This window comes from Streptococcus troglodytae, from assembly GCF_002355215.1.
GTDB classification, from domain to species: domain Bacteria; phylum Bacillota; class Bacilli; order Lactobacillales; family Streptococcaceae; genus Streptococcus; species Streptococcus troglodytae.
Window position 1 is genome coordinate 1,489,415 of sequence record NZ_AP014612.1, and the last position, 23,214, is coordinate 1,512,628.

The 23,214-nt window shown below is 37.8% G+C and carries 17 protein-coding genes and 4 pseudogenes; 4 read left to right on the forward strand and 17 right to left on the reverse strand.

Annotation, left to right across the window (positions count from 1 at the left end):
* Positions 1-10 precede the first annotated feature (10 nt).
* On the forward strand, positions 11-1,039 hold the full coding sequence (locus SRT_RS07185; protein WP_128833584.1) for an ABC transporter substrate-binding protein: 1,029 nt from the start codon (positions 11-13) through the stop codon (positions 1,037-1,039).
* A 205-nt stretch (positions 1,040-1,244) separates the two neighbouring features.
* Here the strand turns inward: SRT_RS07185 and alaS are convergent, their stop codons facing one another.
* From alaS to SRT_RS07235, 10 genes are all read right to left on the reverse strand, one after another.
* A complete protein-coding gene (gene alaS / locus SRT_RS07190; protein ID WP_128833585.1) occupies positions 1,245-3,863 on the reverse strand; it encodes an alanine--tRNA ligase in 2,619 nt (872 codons plus the stop codon).
* Between the two features lie 34 nt (positions 3,864-3,897).
* Entirely contained in the window at positions 3,898-4,395 is a 498-nt protein-coding gene (locus tag SRT_RS07195) for an LURP-one-related/scramblase family protein (protein WP_128833586.1), read from the reverse strand.
* A gap of 238 nt (positions 4,396-4,633) precedes the next feature.
* Entirely contained in the window at positions 4,634-5,635 is a 1,002-nt protein-coding gene (gene prsA, locus SRT_RS07200; RefSeq protein WP_128833587.1) for a peptidylprolyl isomerase PrsA, read from the reverse strand.
* A gap of 61 nt (positions 5,636-5,696) precedes the next feature.
* Positions 5,697-6,404: an O-methyltransferase gene (locus tag SRT_RS07205; protein WP_128833588.1), complete on the reverse strand. Its 708-nt coding sequence runs from the start codon at positions 6,402-6,404 to the stop codon at positions 5,697-5,699.
* 49 nt (positions 6,405-6,453) lie between these two features.
* Complete coding sequence (locus tag SRT_RS07210; RefSeq protein WP_128833589.1) at positions 6,454-7,071, reverse strand: HAD-IA family hydrolase; 618 nt, start codon at positions 7,069-7,071, stop codon at positions 6,454-6,456.
* 64 nt (positions 7,072-7,135) lie between these two features.
* Entirely contained in the window at positions 7,136-7,660 is a 525-nt protein-coding gene (locus SRT_RS07215; RefSeq protein WP_128833590.1) for a GNAT family N-acetyltransferase, read from the reverse strand.
* A gap of 145 nt (positions 7,661-7,805) precedes the next feature.
* Complete coding sequence (gene pepF, locus SRT_RS07220) at positions 7,806-9,605, reverse strand: oligoendopeptidase F (protein WP_128833591.1); 1,800 nt, start codon at positions 9,603-9,605, stop codon at positions 7,806-7,808.
* A gap of 18 nt (positions 9,606-9,623) precedes the next feature.
* Positions 9,624-10,568, reverse strand: a complete 945-nt coding sequence (locus SRT_RS07225) for a competence protein CoiA (RefSeq protein WP_128833592.1) — start codon at positions 10,566-10,568, stop codon at positions 9,624-9,626.
* Positions 10,569-10,875: 307 nt separating this feature from the next.
* The gene (locus tag SRT_RS07230) at positions 10,876-11,769 is read right to left on the reverse strand and encodes an alpha/beta hydrolase (RefSeq protein ID WP_128833593.1); all 894 of its coding nucleotides are present in this window, start codon (positions 11,767-11,769) and stop codon (positions 10,876-10,878) included.
* A 16-nt stretch (positions 11,770-11,785) separates the two neighbouring features.
* Positions 11,786-12,754: an alcohol dehydrogenase catalytic domain-containing protein gene (locus SRT_RS07235; protein WP_128833594.1), complete on the reverse strand. Its 969-nt coding sequence runs from the start codon at positions 12,752-12,754 to the stop codon at positions 11,786-11,788.
* Between the two features lie 127 nt (positions 12,755-12,881).
* Here SRT_RS07235 and SRT_RS07240 point away from each other — a divergent pair.
* Positions 12,882-14,254 (forward strand): annotated as a pseudogene (locus SRT_RS07240) (aminotransferase-like domain-containing protein).
* A gap of 46 nt (positions 14,255-14,300) precedes the next feature.
* A pseudogene (locus SRT_RS11275) lies at positions 14,301-14,548 on the forward strand (glutathione S-transferase family protein); the annotation flags it as partial.
* 688 nt (positions 14,549-15,236) lie between these two features.
* Here the strand turns inward: SRT_RS11275 and SRT_RS07250 are convergent.
* Together SRT_RS07250 and SRT_RS07255 are read right to left on the reverse strand one after the other, a co-directional pair.
* Positions 15,237-15,938: a glucosamine-6-phosphate deaminase gene (locus SRT_RS07250; protein ID WP_128833595.1), complete on the reverse strand. Its 702-nt coding sequence runs from the start codon at positions 15,936-15,938 to the stop codon at positions 15,237-15,239.
* Positions 15,939-16,070: 132 nt separating this feature from the next.
* The gene (locus tag SRT_RS07255; RefSeq protein WP_128833596.1) at positions 16,071-16,790 is read right to left on the reverse strand and encodes a VIT1/CCC1 transporter family protein; all 720 of its coding nucleotides are present in this window, start codon (positions 16,788-16,790) and stop codon (positions 16,071-16,073) included.
* Positions 16,791-16,926: 136 nt separating this feature from the next.
* Here SRT_RS07255 and queA point away from each other — a divergent pair, with 136 nt between their 5' ends.
* On the forward strand, positions 16,927-17,955 hold the full coding sequence (gene queA / locus SRT_RS07260) for a tRNA preQ1(34) S-adenosylmethionine ribosyltransferase-isomerase QueA (protein ID WP_128833597.1): 1,029 nt from the start codon (positions 16,927-16,929) through the stop codon (positions 17,953-17,955).
* 183 nt (positions 17,956-18,138) lie between these two features.
* On the opposite strand, the gene SRT_RS07265 is transcribed toward queA, so the two are convergent.
* From SRT_RS07265 to sodA, 5 genes and pseudogenes are all read right to left on the reverse strand, one after another.
* Complete coding sequence (locus SRT_RS07265) at positions 18,139-19,365, reverse strand: acyl-CoA thioesterase/bile acid-CoA:amino acid N-acyltransferase family protein (RefSeq protein ID WP_128833598.1); 1,227 nt, start codon at positions 19,363-19,365, stop codon at positions 18,139-18,141.
* Between the two features lie 46 nt (positions 19,366-19,411).
* Complete coding sequence (locus SRT_RS07270; protein ID WP_128833599.1) at positions 19,412-19,876, reverse strand: MarR family transcriptional regulator; 465 nt, start codon at positions 19,874-19,876, stop codon at positions 19,412-19,414.
* Positions 19,877-19,944: 68 nt separating this feature from the next.
* Positions 19,945-20,702 (reverse strand): annotated as a pseudogene (locus SRT_RS07275) (YhfC family intramembrane metalloprotease).
* Positions 20,703-20,864: 162 nt separating this feature from the next.
* A pseudogene (locus SRT_RS11215) lies at positions 20,865-21,918 on the reverse strand (serine hydrolase).
* Between the two features lie 552 nt (positions 21,919-22,470).
* A complete protein-coding gene (sodA, locus tag SRT_RS07290) occupies positions 22,471-23,082 on the reverse strand; it encodes a superoxide dismutase SodA (RefSeq protein WP_128834055.1) in 612 nt (203 codons plus the stop codon).
* Positions 23,083-23,214 lie beyond the last annotated feature (132 nt).

Genomic DNA, 23,214 nt, shown 5'->3' on the forward strand with positions numbered 1-23,214 from the left:
GAAAACGCTAATGATAAAATCATCAACCCCAAAATGTCTCAGACTTGGACTTGTTTTATTCATCATATCAGTGAGCTTGGCAGCCTGTTCAAAGTCCTCTACTTCGACATCTGAAAATTATAATGCTTCTGAAAAAGATTCTTACGTCCTAAAAATTTCTGAAAACTCTGATCTTTGCGGTGCTCCCCAACAGATAGCTATTGAAAAAGGCTTTTTTGATGATTTAGGATTGAAATACAAGGTTATTAAAATCGGACAAGATACTTCTAATCTTGATGCTTTAAATGCCGGTAAGATTGATGCCTCTAACTCTTTGATGGCAAGTATTATCCAGCCTCTAACTAATGGTGCTAAACTTAAAATCACAACCGGCCTGCATACCGGCTGTCTGCAGGTATTAACAAAGGACGGCAAAATCAAGTCTGCTGCTGATCTAAAAGGTAAAAAAATCGGGGTGACTGCTGTTGCGGGTAGTCCTGCTATCTTTGCTAAACGTGTTCTGGCAAAATCTGGTTTAAAAGTCTCTGATGAGAAAGGCGATGTCAGTTTTGTTACTTACCAAAGCGATCAGTTAGGGCAGGTTCTGGACAAAGGCGAAGTTGATGCCATTGCCCTCGGCGATCCGGACACTGAAGTTCTTAAAAAACAATACGGCTTTAAAACATTGGCTAATTCATCAACTGACAAAGGATTCAAAAACGAATATTGCTGTGTCGCTTATGTATCAAACGATATAGCCAAAAAACATCCGGCTGTCGCAGCCAAATATACGCTAGCTATGCAAAAAGCAGCTGACTGGATACAAAAACACAAAGAAGAAATGGTTGATATTCAACTAAATAAAAACTATGTTGCTGGTAGTAAAGACAGCAATCTTACCAGTCTAAAGAGCTATACTTTTAAACCGAGCTATTCAGGTGCTTATGACAGTTTCGATACTGTAGCCAGCGACTTGCTAAAAATTGGCATTTTATCTAATGATGTTGATCTAAAAGCTTTAAGAACCAATTCCTTCTTAAAAGTGAAAAGTGTTAAATAAAGCACTTATAAAATCAGGAGCCTGTCAATATCGCCCCAAAAAAGATGAATACAAAATCTATCAATTGAGGTGCGGTTTAATTGCACATGGTTTGTTTCACACGAAGTCAGGAAACGGTCTAAAGTTATACCATTACAAAAAAGGTTTTGGGGCATACCCAAAACCTTTTGATTAGTTATTAAATCATTTTTTGCAAAGATAAATTTTACAAATTTTCTGCCACTGCGGCAATCAAATCTTTGATGGCTGCTGCATCTGAACCACCGGCCATAGCCATATCTGATTTTCCGCCACCGCGGCCTGAAACGATTGGTGCCAAAGTCTTAATGAGATTACCAGCGTGAACGTCTTGAGACTTGCTAGCAACAAGAACATTGACCTTTTTACCAATGCTAGCAACTAAAACGAGAACGTCAGAGTAGTCTTTTTGTTTCCATTGGTCAGCAAAGGTGCGGAGCGCGCCTGCATCGGCAACTTCTACTTGACTTGCAATATAGCGCAGACCCTTGGCTTCCTTAACATCTTTGAAGATATCGCCTGCGGCTGCTGCGGCTGCTTTTTCTTTCAGCTCGGCATTCTCCTTTTGCAGTTTATGCAATTGGTCTTGCAGCGAAACTACCTTGCTAGCTACCTGATTCATTTGAGGCGCTTTAAGCGCTGCGGCAATTTCTTTTAGACTATCTTCTTCTTGACGGTAAGCTTCAAAGGCTTCTTTACTGGTCACAGCTAGGATACGGCGAGTTCCCGAACCAATACCTTCTTCTTTGACAATCTTGAAGATGCCAATCTCAGAAGTATTTTTAAGATGGGTACCACCACAAAGTTCAACGGAATAGTCACCAATAGAAACCACGCGTACATTTTTACCATATTTTTCACCAAAGAGAGCCATGGCACCCATACCCTTAGCGGTATCAAGGTCTGTTTCAATGGTTGTCACAGGAATAGCCTTCCAAATTTGTTCATTAACCTCTTCTTCAATTCGGCGGAGCTCTTCTGGCGTTACCGCTTCAAAGTGGGTAAAGTCAAAACGCAAGAATTCCACTTCATTGAGAGAACCTGCCTGAGTGGCGTGATTACCAATGACATTGTGAAGAGCTGCATGGAGAAGATGAGTAGCTGTATGATTTTTCATAACTCGATTGCGGCGTTTATGATCAATTTCCAAATGATAGACTTGTCCTACTGATAAGCTGCCCAAAACATCAACCGTGTGAAGGGCTTGACCATTTGGTGCTCTTTGCACATCTGTCACACGAGCAACGGTGTCCCCCTTATCATTCTTGATAAGCCCATGGTCAGCTACTTGTCCACCCATTTCAGCATAGAATGGTGTCTCCGCAAAAACAAGCAGAGCTTGACCTTCTGATACTGCTTCTATACGCTCATTGTCAGCAATGATGACAGAAAGGCTGCTGTCAAGTACTTCTTTTTCATAATTGAAAACAGATTTCTCAGTAATATTTGACAGCGTTTCATTTTGCATACCCATGGAGCCGCCTTTGACAACATTGGCACGCGCACGTTCTTGTTGTTCTTTCATGGCAGCTTGGAAACCTTTATGATCTATCTTGAAACCTTGATCCTCAGCCAATTCTTCGGTCAATTCTACTGGGAAGCCATAAGTATCATAAAGTCTGAAAATAGCTTTTCCTTCAAGCGTGTCTTTATTAGCGGCCTTCAAATCAGCCAAAAGTTGATCTAACATGTTTGAGCCCGCATCAATGGTGCGTGCAAAGGTTTCTTCTTCACGCTTGACAATTTTTTCAATAAAATCCTGTTTTTCAAGCACTTCTGGATAGTAGGATTCCATAATCTTACCAACGGTTGGAACCAATTTGTACAAGAAGGGTTCATTGATGCCTAAACGACGGCCGTGCATAACTGCACGACGAAGAAGACGGCGAAGGACATAACCACGGCCTTCGTTTCCCGGCAGAGCACCATCACCAATAGCAAATGAGAGAGAGCGAATATGGTCTGCAATGACCTTGAAGCTCATATTGTCACCATCTTGGTCATACGTTTTACCAGATAATTTTTCAATCTCACGAATGATTGGCATGAAAAGATCCGTTTCAAAATTGGTTTTCGCTCCTTGCATAACCGCAACCAAGCGCTCTAAACCAGCTCCCGTATCGATATTTTTATGAGGCAGTTCCTTGTATTTAGAACGCGGAACAGCTGGATCAGCATTGAATTGGGACAAAACGATGTTCCAGATTTCAATGTAGCGGTCGTTTTCGATATCCTCGGCCAAAAGGCGCACACCAATATGGTCTGGATCAAAATCTTCTCCACGATCAAAGAAAATTTCCGTGTCTGGTCCTGAAGGTCCAGCTCCGATTTCCCAAAAATTATCTTCAATCGGAATCAGGTGACTTGGCTCAACACCGCATTCAATCCAGCGATTGTAAGAATCCTTATCATCTGGATAATAGGTCACATAGAGCTTATCTTTTGGTAAATCAAACCACTCAGGGCTGGTCAAAAGTTCAAAGCCCCATTTGATAGCATCATCACGGAAGTAATCTCCAACGGAAAAATTTCCCAGCATTTCAAACATGGTATGATGGCGAGCTGTTTTCCCTACATTTTCAATATCATTAGTGCGGATGGCCTTTTGCGCATTGGTAATGCGTGGGTTTTCAGGGATAACAGAACCATCAAAATATTTTTTCAGCGTTGCAACACCTGAATTAATCCACAGCAGTGTGGGATCATTAACAGGGACGAGATTAGCCGACGGTTCGATAGCATGATCCTTTGATTTCCAAAAATCTAACCACATTTGGCGGACTTGAGCTGATGTTAATTGTTTCATTTAATTCTTGTCCTTTTCTATTATTTTCTTTTAATTAGCTACCACCATTAGCTGCAGAGCTATTTTCAATCGCCTTGACATAGTCAATAGCAATGACCAGTGATATCACTAAGTCTGCATATTGATCATCATATACTTCAATATTATAAGTCGAGGTCAGGCGCAGCCATTCCTGAGAAATACTAGCAACTTCTTGACCATTTTGAAAGAGCCGAAAATTCATATCCCAGAAATCGCCTTGAATTTCCATACCTAGATCTTTGATGGTATAGTGAGGTTTAAAAAATGACAGATCTCTTTTCAGAAAAAATGTAGAACCGTCGTGTAAATTGACATAAAACTTAGGAAGGAAGGTCCAAGTTTTCCTTTGGATGCGACTGATCTGTTTACCCTGCATATCCGAAATGATAAATGTCTTTGGAATTTTAAAGAGGGAGCCCTCTACCTGATAAGTTGGGATTCCTAACTCATCTGTAATGGTAAATTTACCACCGAGCGACCACATTTTTTGTTTGATTTGAAAACTCTTCATAGCTTTTTCTCCAAAAAACAAGTTCACTGTAAGAAGGGCGAAAAAACCGCGGTACCACCTTCATTCAATGAACTTGTCATTCTTATTATGTTATTCTGTTTATCAATCAAGCAGCCAAATTTTTCTATTTGCATAGCTCACATCAACCGCTATTTTTCTGAAGCAAATGAGAGAAAAATTATTCTTGACAAGATAATTATACTGACTTTTTCAACATTCGTCAATCTTTACAAGCCCTTTATTCTGCTGCTGTTGTCTCTGCTGCTGTTGTTTGATCATCAGCGGCCGTTGTTGCAGCGCTTGAAGCGGCTGTTGTAGTTGTCGCTGACCCTGAAGAGCCACTTCCGCTGGCTGCTGCATATTGTGATAAGATCTCACTAAAGGCCTTGTCTTTAATTTTGACATTAGCTTTCTTAAAGGCTTTTCCAATAACAGCATTACGGAAATTACTGTCATTTAATTTTTGAGAAACGATAATTTCTTTCAGACGTTTCTTATAAGCTTTCCAATCGGCGTTTTTGTCAGTCTTTTTCGTGATTTTGACAATATAGTAAACAGGTTTATAAGTCGTTGAATCAGACGCCTTAATGACATCTGAAACACCATCCTTATCAAGATTCAACGCAGCCGATAAAACTTGACTGGGAAGATTAGTTGAGCCTGAATCAAAGCTATATTCGGTCTTATCTCCTTTGGTATTATCTTTGGCAATTTTAGCAAAGTCTGCACCATCTGCCTTAGCTTCTTCTAAAACAGATTTTGCTTTATCTTCACTATCCAATTGAATCACTTGAGCTGTTACTTCCGGTTTATAATCCTTATAAGCTGACTTATAACTAGCGTCTGTTATTTCTTTCTTAGCTTCTTCCTTAACAGCATATTCTATTAATTTTTCAGAACGAATTTGTTTCTTATAATCTTCTTTTGTATAGCCGCGTGAAGCCAAAGCACTTGAGAAAGAATCGCCATAGTACTTAGCAGCTTGATTATAAGCTTTTGTCACTTCCTTATCAGAAACCTTATCGCCGTATTGCTTTTCAAAAACTTTTGAAACTAAGAGCGACAGTACAGCCTGCTTCGAAGCTGTTGAATTCTTTACTTCATTATAAAAATCTGCAACAGTAATCGTGTCACCTTTCATTGTGGCAATTTTACTGTTTTGGCTTGTTTTTGAACAAGCCGCTAAAGTCACAATAGAAAGCAAGGTCACAAGTCCTGTAGCAATCGTACGTTTTTTCATTCTTGATAAACTCCTTTTTGTCATTAACCCCTTTATTATATCATAATTTCTTAAAAATGACTTAATCAATCAAACCAATCTCTTTGCGGTTTTTACGAATCAGCAGCAAACCATCACCAAGTGGCAGCAAGCTGGCAGTCAAATCAGGATGTTTCAGTGTTGCGTCAAATAGCTTTTGTAAACCACGATAAATGGTACGCTGACTGCGATGAACTTCGTCAATTGGCTTGACAATATCGCCGCCTTGAAAAACATCATCTAAAACAATGATACCGCCAATCTCTAAATACTCTAGAACAGTTGGCAAGAAAGCAATATATTTTGACTTGGCCGAATCCATAAAGACGAAATCGTAATTTCCATTCAGTTTAGTTAAAATATCGGCAGCATCTCCTTCTAGCAAGCTAATCTGCTTTCGACTATCATAGTTTGCAAAATTTTCCTTAGCTAGAGCAACCATTTCAGGATTGCGCTCTATCGTTGTGATAGTTGCCTGCGGAGCATTTTCAGCCATCAAAAGTGCTGAAAAACCAATAGCTGTCCCAATTTCTAAGATATTCTTAGGCTGAAAAGTCTGCAAGAGAAAACGAAAATACACCACAGTCTCTTGGGGAATGATTGGAATATTCTCCTCATGAGCAAATAGTTCCATCTCCTTGAGAAAGCCACTGTTTTCCTTTTGTTCCTGACGCATGTAATGAAGAATCTCTTTTTTGACAACAGGGCGTCGCATGTTGCGATTTGCATTTTTACTGTAAGATTTAACCATGATTTTTATTATAACAAAAATTCCCTAACTTAGGTTAAGGAAGACATTTCTAGAATTCTTTCAACTGAGTCAAGACTTGCAGATTGTCAATTTTCTGATTAACAGCTGAATGGGGTTGAGCTAGATTAATAGATTTGATGCCTGCATTTTCAGCAACTTCTACATCTAGACGTCTATCACCAATATAGTAAGTTCTATCCTTATCCAAATGGTATTTCTCCAACAGGTAAAAGATTCCCTGCGGATGCGGTTTGCGTTCAAATCCCGACACACTTGTTAATACCTCAGTAAAATAAGACGCAATCCCTAATTCTGCCAGCACCGCTCCAGTAGATGCACCTTTATGGGTATACATAAACTGCTTAATTCCTCTGTCTTTGGCCCACTGCAGCGCTTCTTTGGCAAAGGGCATCAACTTGATCTTATCATCACGCTTAACTTGCTCTTGGGTGAAGAAGGTTTTTAATTTTTTGAAAGAAAAGCCGTGCTGCTTTGCCAGTATATCTAAGAGTTTTCCAACCGATTCTTTGATAATATAGTGCCGAATGGACTCCGCTTGAAAATCAAAACCAAAAGTTTCATAAGTGACCGCAAGTGCTTCCATAATAGCCTCATAAGAATCAATCAGGGTTCCATCTAAATCCCAAATAAAAGCTGTTTGTGGCATATTTTCTCCATTTCATTAAAATTTCCCACCATCAAAAATAATGAATAGCATATTTGATTACTTTCTATTCTAAATCTATCCAATAACGTGCTAATTGAATGTCTTGTCCACGATAAGTTTCCCTAACAATTCCTTCCAATTGACCACCAATTTTTTCAAGCAGAGAACGACTGGGAAGATTGTTTTCAGGTACAGTCACTAAAACTTTTTGATGACCACGTTCTTTAAACCGTTCTAAAGCAAAAGACAACATCTTCTCAGCAATCCCTTGCCTTCTATGAGATGCCAAAGTGATGTAACCAATATTACCAATCCTTTTGATATCAGCTTTATCTGATTGCCAAAAACACTGTAACTTCCCAACGATTTCTCCATCAATAAAAGCATAGTAACTTGAAAAAATAGACCAAGCACTATTTCCTACAGAAAGCTCACATTGCTTGCTACGTTCAAGAAATTGAGTAAAAGAGGTTATTGTCGTAACAAAAGGCTCAACAAAGGGATTGTTCTTAGCTTCAGCCAATAAACTCGCTTGAAAGCGCTCAAAGGCAAGCGCATCATTCAACTGTAATTGACGAATGTCTAACATAGCGGACCTCCTGAACCTTTTTCGTTTTCATCTCATTAAGATTTATTTTATCATTATAGCAAAAAAACGCGAAACAATAAAAGCCCTTAGAAAATGAATTCTAAAGACTTTGTCTTCAGTCTGAGATAGCTTTTAAGCTATCTTATTAATCAAATCCTTTTTCGACCAATTCTTCCAACTCTATTAACCGTTCTTCAAAGACTTTGAAAGCTTGATCAATATAGGTCGACTCAGTCATATCAAGACCTGCTTTAGCAATAACATTGAGAGGATAGTCTGAATTTCCAGCTTTGAGATAATTGAGATATTTGTCCTTATCTTCTTGATTGCCATGAACAATTTTGTGAGCCAAAAAACTGGCTGCAGCAAAGCCTGTGGCATACTGATAAACATAAAAATTGTAATAGAAATGCGGAATCCTAGCCCATTCATACTGAATTTCCGGATTATTTTTCTTGCTTAAACCATAGTATTTTTCATTGAGATCCGCATAGAGATTATTCAAATAATCACTGGTCAAAACGTCACCTGCTTGATCAGCCTTATAAATCAAGTCTTCAAATTCTGCAAATTGTGTTTGGCGGAAAACCGTTCCTTTGAAACCATCAAGGTAATGATTCAAAATCGCAAAACGCTGTTTCTCATCTGTTGCTTCTTTGAGCAGTGTCTCTGTCAAAATATTTTCATTGGTTGTCGAAGCAATTTCTGCCAGAAAAATAGAATAATCACCATAAACATAGGGTTGGTTTTCACGTGTAAAAGTAGAATGCAAAGAATGTCCTGTTTCATGCACAAGAGTGAAGAGGTTATCCAAAGTATCCTGCCAGTTAAGCAATATAAAAGCATTGGTGTCATAGGAACCGCCTGAATAAGCGCCTGAACGCTTGCCTTTATTGACTCGTACATCAATCCAACGCTCCCTAAATGCACGATGCACACGCTCAGCATAGTCTCGCCCAAAAATAGCTAACACTTCTTCTGCTTTGTCCAAGGCTGCTTCATAAGTAAAAGTCATATCCATTTCTGAGAGTGGTACGTAAATATCATACATCTTAAGATCATCAAGGCCTAAAACGTTTTGCCTTAGCTTCATATAACGCCGTAACAAAGGTAAGTGATTATGGACCGCTTCTACTAAAGTGTCATAAACAGTTTCGGGAATAAAATTAGCTGCCAGAGCAGCTTCACGCGCACTCTTATAGTTTCTGATTTTCGCTTGGAAATTATTAACTTTAACATTGGTTTGCAGCATTTTAGCATAAGTGTGTTGATACTGCTCATAAATGCTGTACATGGCCTGATAAGCTTCTTGTCGAACTTTACGATTTTTGGATTCCATCAAACTGATAAAATTACCATGAGACAGTTCAATTTTTTCTCCTGTCTCGTCTTTTACCCAAGGAAAGACAATATCGGCATTATCAAGAATTTCAAAGGTTTCACCAGCAGCACCAAAAATTTCACTGGCCCCAGCCAAAAGTGCCTCTTCCTTTTGAGAAAGGACGTGCTCTTTTTGCTTGAATAGTTTTTCAAAAAAATGGTGGTAAACCAACAAATCTGGACATTGCTTCACAAAATCCTGATATTTTTCTGCCGATAAAAGCATAAATTCAGGCTCATAGAAAGCAAAAGTTTGATTAAATTTAGCGACCAAAGCTGTTGCCTTAGCTTGTAATTCTTGATAGTAACTGACCGTAGTATCTTGGTCATTCTTCATCGAAGCATAAACATAAAGTTTTTCCAAACGACGGCTAAGAACCAGATAAAGCTCTGTAATCTCCAACAGACTTTGACTGGAGTCAAGCAGATGACCTGCTCTTTTAGCAGCTATTTCCAAATCCTTAACTAAAGATTTCTCCTCTTTTTCCCAAGCTTGATCGTTTGAAAAAATGGTGGTCAAATCCCACTGGTATTTTTCTTCAATATGACTGCGATTATCAGACATAAACCTCTCCTTTTATGATTATTCTTCTTTCATTTTATCATAAAAGGCTGGTGGATACAGTGTTTGAGTTTCTTTGTCTTTTTGCTTTTGATAATATTGAAAAAAAGCTGCGCTAAAATGAGATACATCCTGATTAATTTGACAAAAGCCCCTTGAACATTGCGGTGGTCTTACCTGCGGGAAAAAGTCAACATCTGATTGTGCTATCAGATTACACCCTTGTGAATAAGCAAGTTCTTGCTGACGCAGCCAACGCGGATTGCGTGCTAGCAGTTGTTTTTGAATAGCTAAACCAACCTGCCTACGTTGCTGAACGTGATAAGAAACTAATCCTTGTTTAGCATAGGGCAGGCGTAAAAAGAGCATCATGTGATTATCGAAAGAACAAGATTTGGTCTGATAATAGACTTTGCCAAAAATATCTTCATAAATCAAGTACTTGAGTCGCAATTCACGCCTATTAATATTCAATTCCCAGAGATGAAAGCCCATGTTTTGCGAAAAACAAAGAAACTGTTTGTGCAAGCTGGATAAGCGCCTACCCAACCAGAGTTTCTCCCCAAGCAGCCACAGTACCTGATAACCATTGTTCTGATAGGCCTGCGTTCGCTCACACAGACGAGCTTCGGACAAGCGGGAACACTGAACTTCTAAAGCTAGGTTATGATTGACTAACAAATCTGCGATTTGTTCAGGTTCTGGTATGACTTTTTCGATCTCAACACTTTCTGTCTGAGATAATGACTGATAGAGTTCTGCTTTCAAGTTTAGGTGCTCAGCGGACTCATTTTCACTGTAAAATTGGCAGCCTTGCAAAGCAACATGGGCAAAATGCGGACGTATAACCCTGCCGTTTTTGAGACGTACAGGCGACTGGCAGGCAGGACAATAAAAATCACTTTTATCAGGAATGCCATCCAGAAGATTAATCAACTTTCCATTTTTATCTCTTGCAACTAACATCAAAAATTCCTTTCTAAATGGATAGTTAAAAAAGCCCGCGCAAAGGCAGGTTTTAAAAGCTACAACTTCAATTATGATCAATAATAAATTTCCAAACAAATAGTTTAAAAAGAATTAAAGTAGATTTCACTTATATTATTCGTAAATCCCAGCAAAAATTGATGCCTTTTTCAAAGTTTTTAATTTTTAGTGTCATCAATAAAATTTAGTCCGCACTTTAACTTTAAACAGCGAAGGAAAGACAAGGAATCAGACTCTCGAAAATTTTTAAGCCAAATTTTTAAAGTATTATTATTTTTACCTAACCTCACTTTAAATGCAAAACGCGATTAATAAATTGTATGCACAATTTTTTCCAAATACCAAGCTCTTCGTAATCCGAAAATTCCGCTTGTGTATTGCTATTAATCATGGATAAACCGTGCTCTCCTACCGCAAACATATGAAGTTCATATAAGATACCATTATCTTTCAAGCGTTTAGCATATTCTAAAAGAGCGTTATTATAAATGCAATCATCATCTTGCATTCCCCAAATAAAAGTTGGTACAGTGGCTGGAGAAATGTGAGCTATAGGACTATATTCTTTTAAATTTTCTGTTGTTAATGCTTTACCTACAACTGTTTTCAAGGCACCTGTTAGAAAATCTATTTTAGGCATTGGTGATAATTTTGTTGGTATCTGATTATCTGGATCAGCTGATACTTGCTCATACTGATAATTAAAGTCCAGCAAGGGATAAGACAAGATAACTAAATTTGGTTTCAAAGCTTCTCCGGGATAATCAAAGTATTTCTGTAAAAACGGTTCGTTCCAACTATTTGCTAAAGAAGCACTGTGAGTGGCTCCCGCTGAAAAACCAATAAAAATGACTTTTTCAGTATCAATATTCCAATTTTGTGCATTTTCTCTAACAACTAAAAGCATTTTGGCCAAATCATAAAGCGGTTTAGGATAACCACTGCCTTTTCCAACGGTATAATCAAGCGTAATGGCTTGAAAACCTTTATTAAGAAAATATAGTGCTACAGGCTCTTTCTCCCTATCTGTTACCTTGAAAAAGCCGCCACCGCCACAAATAATGACGGCCGGACGAGGATTACTATTTTTAATATCTGCTGTTTTTTCAACCAAATAAGCTGTATAAGTGACAGCAGCTTTTTCTTGTTCACTCCAAAGTGCCTGTGTTTTAATTTTCATGATAGTCTCCTTTTCTTTACGGAATTAAGACAATTTTCCGACTTTTCTTTTTATCTTCCATCAGCTGATGGGCTTGGGCTGCTTCATCAAATGTTCTGACGGCAATGTCCTCTTCTAATAACAGTCCTTTTTCAAAAGCACTGTTTAAAATTCCTCCTGCCTTCTGCAGCTGTTCTAAACTGGCGTGACTAATCACGAACCCTTTCATTTGCTGACAGTTCATATAAAATTGTCTACTGTCAAATTGACTGTCTTTCGGTGCTGTAATTAAACTAATGACACCCTTTTGAGCTAACAAATCGCAATTAAACTGCAAAGGTATTTCCCCAGAAGTATCAACAATATGGTCAAAACCATCAAGACAAGCACTTTTTAATTTCTGAAAGAGCAATTTATCATGATAATCAAAACAGATAGCATTGCTCAATTGTTTAAATCTTGAAAAATCCTGTAAACTAGAGGTTGTTACCACCTCTGCCCCCATCTCATTAGCAAGATAAACCAACTTACTTCCCACATGGCCAGCTGCTCCTTCAATAAGGAGTTTTTGTTTTGGTTTCAACTTCATGATATCTTGCAGGACAATAGCTGCTGTAGCCGCAGAATGAACAGCAGCAATTAACTTTAAAGAGTCAGCATTCTTGGGAGTAAGAAAAAGGCGCTCTTCTGGAATTAATGCATACTCGCTAGTGATACCTTGCCTTCCATCATAGCCCATACTATTTGTCCAAACGCAATCGCCTATTTTAAACCGAGTTACATCTTTTCCAATCTCCACAACTTGGCCGATAGCATCCCGTCCCAAAATATAAGGATTCGGCAGATTTGTCTGATAAATACCTGAACGAATAAAGAGATCGACATAATTAATAGAAGCGGCGATAACTTTTATTAAAACAGATTTCGGTCTAACTTTAGGAACAGGTAATGAACCAACAATAATCCTTGCGGGGCCTCCCTTTTTTTGAATATAAACTGCCTTCATATTCCACCTTCCCTCTTTTTTCTAAAACATGTTACAATGATAGCAATAATCCATGTATTCATTATAAAAGAAACTGTTTGCTTTATATGCCCAAAATTGTAGGCAAGACAATTTTAAGGAGAAAAACATGCCTGTTAATTCCTTTGACAATTATCCTATGACTTGGAAACCAGATAAACAATTATTAAAAGCTCCTCTATATGCCAGCCTAGCTGAACTCTTAGAGAAAGATATTATAGAAGGACGTTTGACTGCTGAAACAAAATTGCCACCCCAACGTGAATTAGCTGACTTTTTGGATCTCAATCTAAGTACAGTGACAAGAGCTGTTAAACTCTGTGAACAAAAAGGTCTTATTTACGCTATTATCGGCAAAGGAACCTTTATTTCACCTAATAGGGCGAAACCTTTAGCCGCTTTACAAAAAAATGAATCCCTTATTTCTCTAGGTAGTCTGTGCCCTTATTACCAACTCAATTATATTGTATCTGATATTTCCAGACGAATCTTACAGAGTCAATCTGTTGATAGGCTTTTTGAATTTGACACAAAAAACAATACGCAAGAGCATAAAGCCATCGCTCAACAATGGTTGAAAAAGTTTCAAATCAATACTCCCAAAGAGAATATCTTTTTAACTTATGGCACACAAAATGCTTTAGCCTTGCTGTTCTTAACAGTGTTTAAAGCAGGCGATAAAATAGCAACCGATACATTTACTTATACCAATTTCATTGCCTTAGCTCAGCAATTCAAGATTGAGCTTGTCCCAATAATATCTGATCATAAAGGAATCATTCCAGAAGACTTGAAAAAGAAATGTCGTCAGCAAATGATCAAAGGCATTTACTTGGTTCCGACCTCCAACAATCCTACTGGAGTAACAATGCCATTGAAACGAAGGCAGGAACTGGCGGCTTTGATAAGAAAAAGCCATCTCCTGTTAATAGAAGATGACACTTATGCTTTTACAAACTATGAAAAATTACCCGCGTTGACAACCATGATTCCTAAACAAGCGATTTATATTCATGGCTTATCAAAAGCCTTGTTTGCTGGTCTGCGAATGGCTTATATGATGGTTCCTGATTATCTTATTCAAGAGATTAATCTCACTGCTGATGCTATCAATGCCCGTCCGCCTCTATTAAATACTAAGATTACGAGCGATCTCATTTCAAACGGTCAAGCAGACAGGACAATAGCGCAAAAACATCATTTATCTCAGGAACGAAATGCTCTCTATCATCATTATTTCCCAGAATCCACTTCTTCCAATCCCTATAATTTATTTCAATGGCTACCATTACCTAAAAATAGAAGCGGCTATCAATTTGAATCCTTGGCCAAAGAAAAGGTGTTGACGTTTTATGCGCGGAACACTTTCTTGTCGGTGGACTGACAGAACAGTCTGCTTTGCGCATTGCAACTTGCTCACCAAATACACTAGAGGAGCTTGACAAAGGACTCAATATTTTAAAATCTATATTAGAGAAATAAATCAAGTCATCACTGAGAAAAGATTAAACTAAAATGAGTGACACATTACTCAGAGGCAAATATCGGTCTCTTCACAACACTTGTACATTTTGACTCTGTTTATTATGGATATTTCAAATGCAATCTCCGTCGCCTCGTTGACCATCCCAATTACTGGAATCACACCAAGCGCATTTACAATATCTCTAGCATTGCTGCTACGGTTAACTTTAAGCATATGAAAAACATTACTACGGCAGCCACAAGACCATCAATCCTACAAGTATCGTTTCTGTCGGACCAGATTTAGATTAGCATCTTTAAAAAAGACACTAAAAATTCAAAACATAGGCAAACATCCTATAAGAGTTTTATGTTCCCAAGCAAAAAGAAAAGGATCAAAATGATCCCTGAGAATGTAGAAAAAGTCTTCTTTTGAGACTTTCCTTAGGTGGTACGGACGGTAGCGATGAGGAAACTTTCGTTTCCTTATGTCCCAACCTAAACTAAGATACAAAGGGCGTTAAGCGGATAAAGGCAAAATAGGGAGTACGACGCGGAATCATTAAGATTCTAGGAGGACTCATCTTTTTGCCACAATCCGCAGCCCGTGTTCAGTTAAACCAAGATACAAAGGGCGTTAAGCGGACAAGAGCAAAATAGGAAACTAACCGACGACGCATGCGTCTAGGGTATGTTTATCTTTTTGCAGCCGTCCGTAGCCCGGTGTTCAGTTAGAATTTGATCCCAAGGTCTCAAATCTTCCGAGTGCCTGAAACTTTAACGTTTCAGGCACTTTTATCACGGCGGAAAATTTCGTTTAGAGCTCGCTTCGCTCGCAAATAAGGAAAATTAAAATTGAAATTTGCAGGGCTTAAAAATTTTTTACGCTGAAAAATAGATTTGTCTTCAGTCTGAAGGATCAAAATGATCCCTTTCTTCGATCTGATTTTACTTATTTATTCACAGTTACACTGTGAATAAATATAATGCGACTATTAATTTAAATTCCTGCTCCTGCTTTTTCATCAACAATCAAAATAACGTTAGGATGTGTTTGCAGTATACTAGCTGGTATTTCTTCTGTTACAGGGCCATGAACCATGGCAGAAACAGCATCAGCCTTTTCCTCGCCGAAGGCTAGCAGTAAAATCATCTTGGCAGACATAATAGAGGCCAGTCCCATAGAAATAGCTTGTTTTGGAACATCTTCTGCTTTCTCAAAAAAACGGCTATTAGCTGTAATTGTAGACGGTGTTAAATCAACTAAATGCGTTTGACTTGAAAATGCTGTTCCTGGCTCATTAAAACCAATGTGAGCATTGCGGCCAATCCCTAAAATCTGTAAATCAATAGGATGTTTAGCAATTATTTGATCATAGCGGGCTGTCTCCTTTGCCAAATCCACAGCACATCCATTGGGCAGATAGGTCTTTTTAAAGGGTTTAGCAGCAAAGAGATTTTGCTTCATAAAATAAGCATAAGATTGCTTATCATCAGCTGATAAGCCAACATACTCATCAAGATTAATAGATACCATATCTGAAAAGTCTAAATCAGACTCTCTCATTTCTTTGTAGAGCTCTAAAGGGGTGCTGCCAGTTGCTAGCCCCAGAGTCTTAGCACCAGGTTCTATCTCTTCTTGTAAGATCTTAAAAGCAGCCTTGCTGCCTTCTGCTTTATTTTTTACTTTAATAATTCTCATGATAATCTCCTTGTTAATTGGTCTATACAAATAGTATAAGGTATAGACCAATTTTTGTCAAGCTTTAGATAAAAAAACAGACTATCAGAATATGGTATAATCCCGACCGTCTGATCTAATTTCTTCAAAAACTTAAACTGAAAAAAGTTGTCCCACTAAATAAGTAACTAGCATGGTTAATAGTCCTACTACCAAATTACGTCTCATCGCTGGCCTAGTTGGCGCACTGCCAAGTCTAGCACTGATATAGCCGGTCATGAGAAGCGCTAAACCAACAACAATGACTGTTGCCGGAATGCGAATCGTGACTGGAAACAGCAAAATGGTTATTACAGGAAATATAGAACCGATTGTAAAAGCAAAAAAGCTTGAAACAGCAGCATGCCAAGGATTAACAAACTCTTCGTACTCAATCCCATATTTTTCTTCAACCATAGCCTTTACAGGTGATTTTAAAAAAGCCTTTCTGGTTAAAAGTTCAGCGGAAGTTTCACATTCACCATTTTTAAGATAGGCATTATGAAGGGAGCGTCTTGCCTTTTCACTATCAGTCAATAAAAGAGCCTTTTCTCGCTTAACAGCAGCTTCTTCAGTATCCTTTTGCGTACTAACACTGACATATTCTCCGCCTGCCATAGAAAAAGCCCCTGCAAGAATAGCCGAAAGCCCTGACAAAAAGATAAACCAAATATTTGTTGTTGCACTGGCAACCCCAATGACGACTCCTGCGACCGAAATAATACCATCATTAGCTCCTAAGACACTTGCTCTTAAAATATTGAGACGTCCTGAAAAATTATCATCTTTTTGTACTATTTTTTCTTCCCCCATAGTTCCAATTCCTTTTGTCATATAATATTATTATACATCTTATTTAGAATGATTACAAATAAATAACCTATCTTTAAAATAAATAGCAACATTCTTAGCCTTATTAAGGCTCTCATGTTATAATAGATAAGCTATATATCTGATAAAGGAGAATCTCTTGAACACAAGTGACTTTGATTTTAACCTGCCTGAAGCATTAATTGCCCAAACTCCCCTTAAACAGCGTGACAGTTCCAGACTTTTAGTCGTTGATCATCAGAAAAAAACAATGAAAGATACTCATTTTGATCATATTATTGATGAGCTCAATTCAGGTGATGCTTTAGTTATGAATGATACACGTGTCTTGCCTGCCCGTCTTCATGGTGAGAAAACAGTGACACACGGCCATGTAGAATTGCTGCTTCTAAAAAATATTCAGGGAGATCAATGGGAGGTTTTAGCAAAACCGGCTAAACGTCTTAAGGTTGGCAGTCACATTTCCTTTGGAGATGGCCGCTTAAAAGCTACCATCAAAGAAGAATTAGATCATGGTGGACGCATTGTGGAATTTTCTTATGAGGGTATCTTTCTGGAAGTCTTAGAAAGCCTCGGAGAGATGCCCTTGCCACCTTATATTCATGAAAAATTAGAAGACCGTGACCGTTATCAGACCGTTTATGCTAAGGAAAATGGCTCCGCTGCCGCTCCAACAGCTGGCCTCCATTTTACAGAAGAGCTCTTAAGCAAAATCGAAGCCAAAGGCGTTAAACTAGTCTATTTGACTCTGCATGTAGGACTAGGAACTTTTCGTCCAGTCTCAGTTGACAATGTAGAAGAGCACCAAATGCATTCCGAATTCTACAGCCTATCACCAGAGGCTGCCCAAACACTAAAAGATGTCAAAGCAAATGGTGGTCGTATTGTGGCAGTTGGGACAACATCAATTCGTACTTTAGAAACTATCGGTAATAAATTTGCTGGGCAAATTGAAGCAGATTCTGGCTGGACCAACATTTTTATTAAACCGGGCTATCAATTTAAAATTGTTGATGCTTTTTCAACTAATTTTCATCTTCCAAAATCAACTCTGGTCATGCTGGTTTCAGCTTTTGCAGGACGTGATTTTATCCTTAAAGCCTATAAACATGCGGTTGATAAACATTATCGCTTCTTTAGCTTTGGCGATGCTATGTTTGTAAAATAAAAAGAATTCCTCAAAATGAACAACTTACCAAAAGTTAGGACAAATCACCAACCTTGGCAAGGCAAATCATCTTGGGGAATTTTTCTTTTATTCTGTCCATCAAAAATTTTGCAAGCATTTATTTTGAAATCAGAAATCTGATAGACTCTGTCTTATATTGTTTTACAAACCGCCCAGTCCCTGCTATAAATGATTTCTAAAAAATGCAAGCGTCTTTTGCCAAGAATCATTCGTATCTGCCATAATTTTTTCAAGGGCAACCTTTTGATAACGGTGATTGGGCTGATAGGCTACTGTCATCATATGACCACAATTTTCATAACTTTCTACTTGATAAGGATATTTAAATCTTTTCTGCTGCAATCGGTTAACAATAGTTACAGCAGAACCGTAAGCGTTCCAAACTTCGTCCTTCTTGGAAACTAAGAGCAATAAAGGACCATTAATTTTCTCAACAGGAATAACAGCCTGATGATTCACATTCTTTAAATCTTTTTTAAAAATAAGACGTTGGAAAAAATCTTTCCACAAAAAAGGATGATAAGGGAGTTCTTGCCCTTGATAAGTCCACGAAGAGGTCTTAGAATTGCGCCATTGCTTAAGACCTTCCAAACAAAGATAAGAAGGAGAATTAAGCACTAGACACTTAAAATCAGCATAATGACTAGCCGCCAAAAGAGCAAATTCTGCTCCTTTTGAACGCCCATAAAGTCCAAGGCGAATACTATCCGCATAGGGTGACTTTTTCAAATAATCGATGGCTTCTTGGATAATTTCAAGCGGAATTTTCTCTAAATGAGAAGCAAGACCTTCTAAACCAAAATAAGCAAGAGCTAATGTGGTAAAACCATGACTAGCTAATAACTGCGCAATGTTTTGTGCCTTTTCAATTCTGCCATCACTGCCGCTTAACACGATGATTGCTGGTTGTTGAGAAGACATTTTATCATAAAAAAACCGTCCTTTGGCTCTTGAAAAGTTCAAATCTAAATGACTAATGCTTGGAAGCTGATAATAGCGTCTAACGTTTGTCTCCCCCAATAAAGAGTGACCTTTAAAAACACTAATTTTCAGATCATAAAAAGGATTTAAAGGAATGCTTTCTAAGCGCTGACTTAACTTTTCCTTCTTACAAGATCTCGGCTGATTCTTAAAAAAGAGCTCCATAATGGATATATTGCGATAAAGATTTGATTCCGATAAATCTAATCTTCCCTTATCATCTGAATAAAACAAAGCTTCTGCCTGCCAAGGTGTCTGAGAAGATAGATTCATTGGAGCATTAATATTATAATAATGATCAAGATCTAGTCTCACTTTAACTTGACAGCAAGGGGGCAAATGTTCAATGATGAGTCCAAAAGGACTATCTGCTAAATGACTTTGACTTTTTAGTTTAAATGTTAACATCTTTCCTCCATATTTTGTTAAGTTGCTTAACAAAACTTTTAAAGAATTACCTTGATAACCAAGGCAATTCTTTCCAAACCTTTTCCAGCTCAACCATCATCGCTTCCAAATTGGCCAAGAAATCTTGAGGATAGGCTTGTAAAACAGCCATCACTTTCTTTTCAAGATAAGCGTGCTGCTTTTGATGAACCTGATAAATTTTCTGACCAGCCCTTGTTAAAGACAATAACATTTCCTGACGATTACTTTCATTAGGAACTTTAATTAAAAGCCCTTTACTTTCTAATCTTGAAACCATTTGAGTCACAGCACTACGAGAAATTCCCCGTAAATTTGACAAACCAACTAGATTAATAGGCTGATTTTGAGCAATACTAACAAGGGTGTGCACTTCTGCTGTATTGAGAGGGATAGCACCTTTTATCACATGCTGATTTTTTTCTAATTGAGTATAGGCCTCAAGAAAATCTTGAAATTTCTGATTAAAAGCAATAAGTGATTGTCTATCCATAAAAAAACCTCTTTGTTAAGTATCTTAACATATAGCAGCTGAATGTCAAGAGAACGAAGATAAAAATTTCAGATAAGTCCCTTTTCTCCCTCCTTTTTTATCATCCTCTTTGTTAAGAACCAAAGCAAAAGACTAGCCCCTAGTAGAATCAGCTCAGTCAAAAGCATGTTTGACAAAATCTTTTCTTGATAAAGCATTGCTGGTAAATCAATGAGAGCATGCCAAATAATAGCCATAACATAGAGATTCACTCGCTTTTTCTTGACAGCCAAATAGACCCAAATACTCAACAAAATTTGTACAGCTAAGGCTATAAGACGCTCAAAGACAGGCAAAAAAATTGATAAAGGTGTCAAGCTCTCCATTTGTTTGATGACTATTTGAGAAAGTCCTTCTGTTTGACCCGACGCTATCATCTGTGAGATGAGCAGGAAATTAAGTAATTGTAACACTCCTAAAAGTAACAACTCAATGCCACCATGACCCAAACCATAACCAATAGCATCTCTATTTTGTAAGGTTTGCCTAGCTGATAAGTACTTAAAAATCAGAAAACGGGCAGTTTCTTCAAAGAGACCAGCAGCTAAAATGCCATAAAGAGCATAAAGATAAGGATGGGAAGTCATCAACCAGTTACTACCATCCATCCGAGGCTGTAAAATCAGCAGATGCAGCAGTCTTTCCAAAAGCTGTGACGAGACCAAAAAACCCAGAGCTCCAAGACCAACAAGAGCAAAACGAAACTGATATTTTCTTTTCAGAAAATAAAAACGACAAGAAAAGCAACAAGTAAAACGAACAAGGCAGACCCCAGAAGAATTAACATTTTTAACTTCTTTCTTATTTAGACTATTTTCTAAAGAGACTGTACTACTTTGCCTGGAAATTGTCAATAAGTATTTTGATTTTTTTCTAAATAGTTTCAAAAACAAAAGAAGCCGCCAACTGTTCATGTTTGTCATATCAACATGACCAACCTCTCTTATGATTAATTCCGATTAACACGATGCCATTCATTGATAACATAAGTAAGCTGACACAACTGTGAATAGCCAAGGCCATTAACCTCATCATTTTCAGGTGTTACACCACCTAAACCAGCTGTATAAATTGCAATCAAGTATGGTGTCTGCTCATAAACAATAGCATCAATATTTAAAGCTTCTCTCACATAACCAGGTTTCTGACGAATATCAATGTCAGGAAGATAGGTTTTATAATATAAATCTGGGAAAGATTGACCTAAAAAATTAAGAATATCAGCATACTTATCTTGGTGTTTCCAAAGATAATCAAGTACTTGGATATAATAATCTGTCGTTGTCTTATTACCATTTTGGTCAATTGTTTTGACATCACCCTTGGATTGACCATAGCGCTTAAACAGTGGATAAACCTTATCAAAACCGCCAAGCGCCTTGGCCATAGCGTAAGCAGGCGTATTCTCAGAGTAAACCAAAGAATATTCCTGCATCTCAGAAATTGTCATATCATTACCAAATTGATGACGATAGGCCTGATATTCCCCAGCATATTCATAATCAAGTTCTGTAATATCATAGGGAGTATCCATTGAGAGTTTTCTTTTTAACAGCATCAACGGCTAACATATTTAAAGGTAATTTATAAGTTGAACCTGCTGTCATAGGCTGTGTTTCATTCATCGCAATGACCTCATTGGTCTTTGTATTTTTATAAGAGAAAGCGATATTTGAATGATCAATCCCCCTTTCATCCATATAAGTTTGAACAACTTGCGGAAGTGTGAGATTGGCATAATCATAATGTAAGCCAAGAGCATCCATTCTTGCTGCATCGACATCTACGATAGCCTGTTTCTCTTCTGCTGTTTTTTCAATAACTTGAGGAGCTGGCTCACTTGATTCGGGAGTCTTAGCACTACTGTTTTTCTTTCTTTGACCCATTGAGTGATTATTAAAAAAGGACTGCTTCATAACGTGTTTCGATTGTAAAACAAATGCTAAACATATGATAGCTAAAGCAATGCAAATACCTAATATAACTGACTGTTTTTTATTCACAAATTTTCTCCTAGCCTTATCATTATAAAGGACCATTAGCAGAATAACAAGAGAATTAGAAAAATTTTGTAAGATAGAAATTTTTTTGAAACAAAAAAGAAATAACCTCATAATTGTAACGAGCTATTCCATTCTTATAAACAGAAGGTAAATAATCACTTTATGACACAGCTGCATACGGATTTACTTCGCTCCTCAATTACATAGGCTAGGCATTGATGTCATACAAAAAATTCGATGAAATTTTCCCAGAAAACTGACCAACTAAAAAAGGAGAAGGCAAAACGCTGCTTTCTCCTTTTTTAGAAACTTGTATTTATAACCCTTTTAACAGTTTTCTTAGGTCGCAAGAGAAAACAAAACGCAGAAGCTTTCCTCAGTCCCCTTTTAAACGTCAAACTGAAGGTCTCGAAAATCTTCTCATTGCCTCTGATGGTCAGCATTTTTGCACTACGACGGGAACTATTCCTTTATAGCGGCCTTACGGTTGCGTTTACTAAGTAGCACTTATCTCATAGCCAAAAGAGTTTCTGTGAATACAGGTTTTAAGGTTTATTTAGCAAGAGCTTCGGCATAGAGACGTGCAACGGTGTTCCAATTGATAACTTCAAAGAAGGCTTTAATATAGTTTGGACGAACATTACGATAATTGAGATAATAGGCGTGTTCCCAAACATCAAGTGCTAGAATCGGTTTCAAGCCTTGTGAAATTGGAGTATCTTGGTTAGCTGTTGAGGTCACTTCAAGTTTTCCTTCTTTATCAACTACTAACCAAGCCCAACCTGAGCCAAAACGCGTCGTTGCAGCAGCTGTAAAAGCTGCTTTAAAATCATCAAATGAACCAAAAGCCTCATTGATTGCTGCGGCTACTTCCGCAGTAACTTTTGTCTTTTCTGGCGACAAGAGTTTCCAGAAAAGAGCGTGATTAAGATGACCGCCACCATTATTAATCAAAGCCTGACGAATATCCGCTGGAATTTGTTCCACATCAGCCAAAAGCACTTCCAAATTTTCTCCGATTTCTGGATGTTTTTCAAGAGCTGCATTAGCGTTTGCGACATAAGTTGCATGATGCTTATCATGATGAAGGGTCATCGTTTCAGCATCAATATATGGTTCAAGTGCATCATAAGCATATGGAAGATCCGGTAAAAGAATAGCCATATCATTTTCCTCTTTTCTTTTTTGATACATCTTCATCATATCGTAAAAAAATAGAGCTTACAACTATTCTGCTTACTTATTTTACACGGCATGCAAGAGGTCTTAGTAAAATAATTCTAGATGTACATTCTT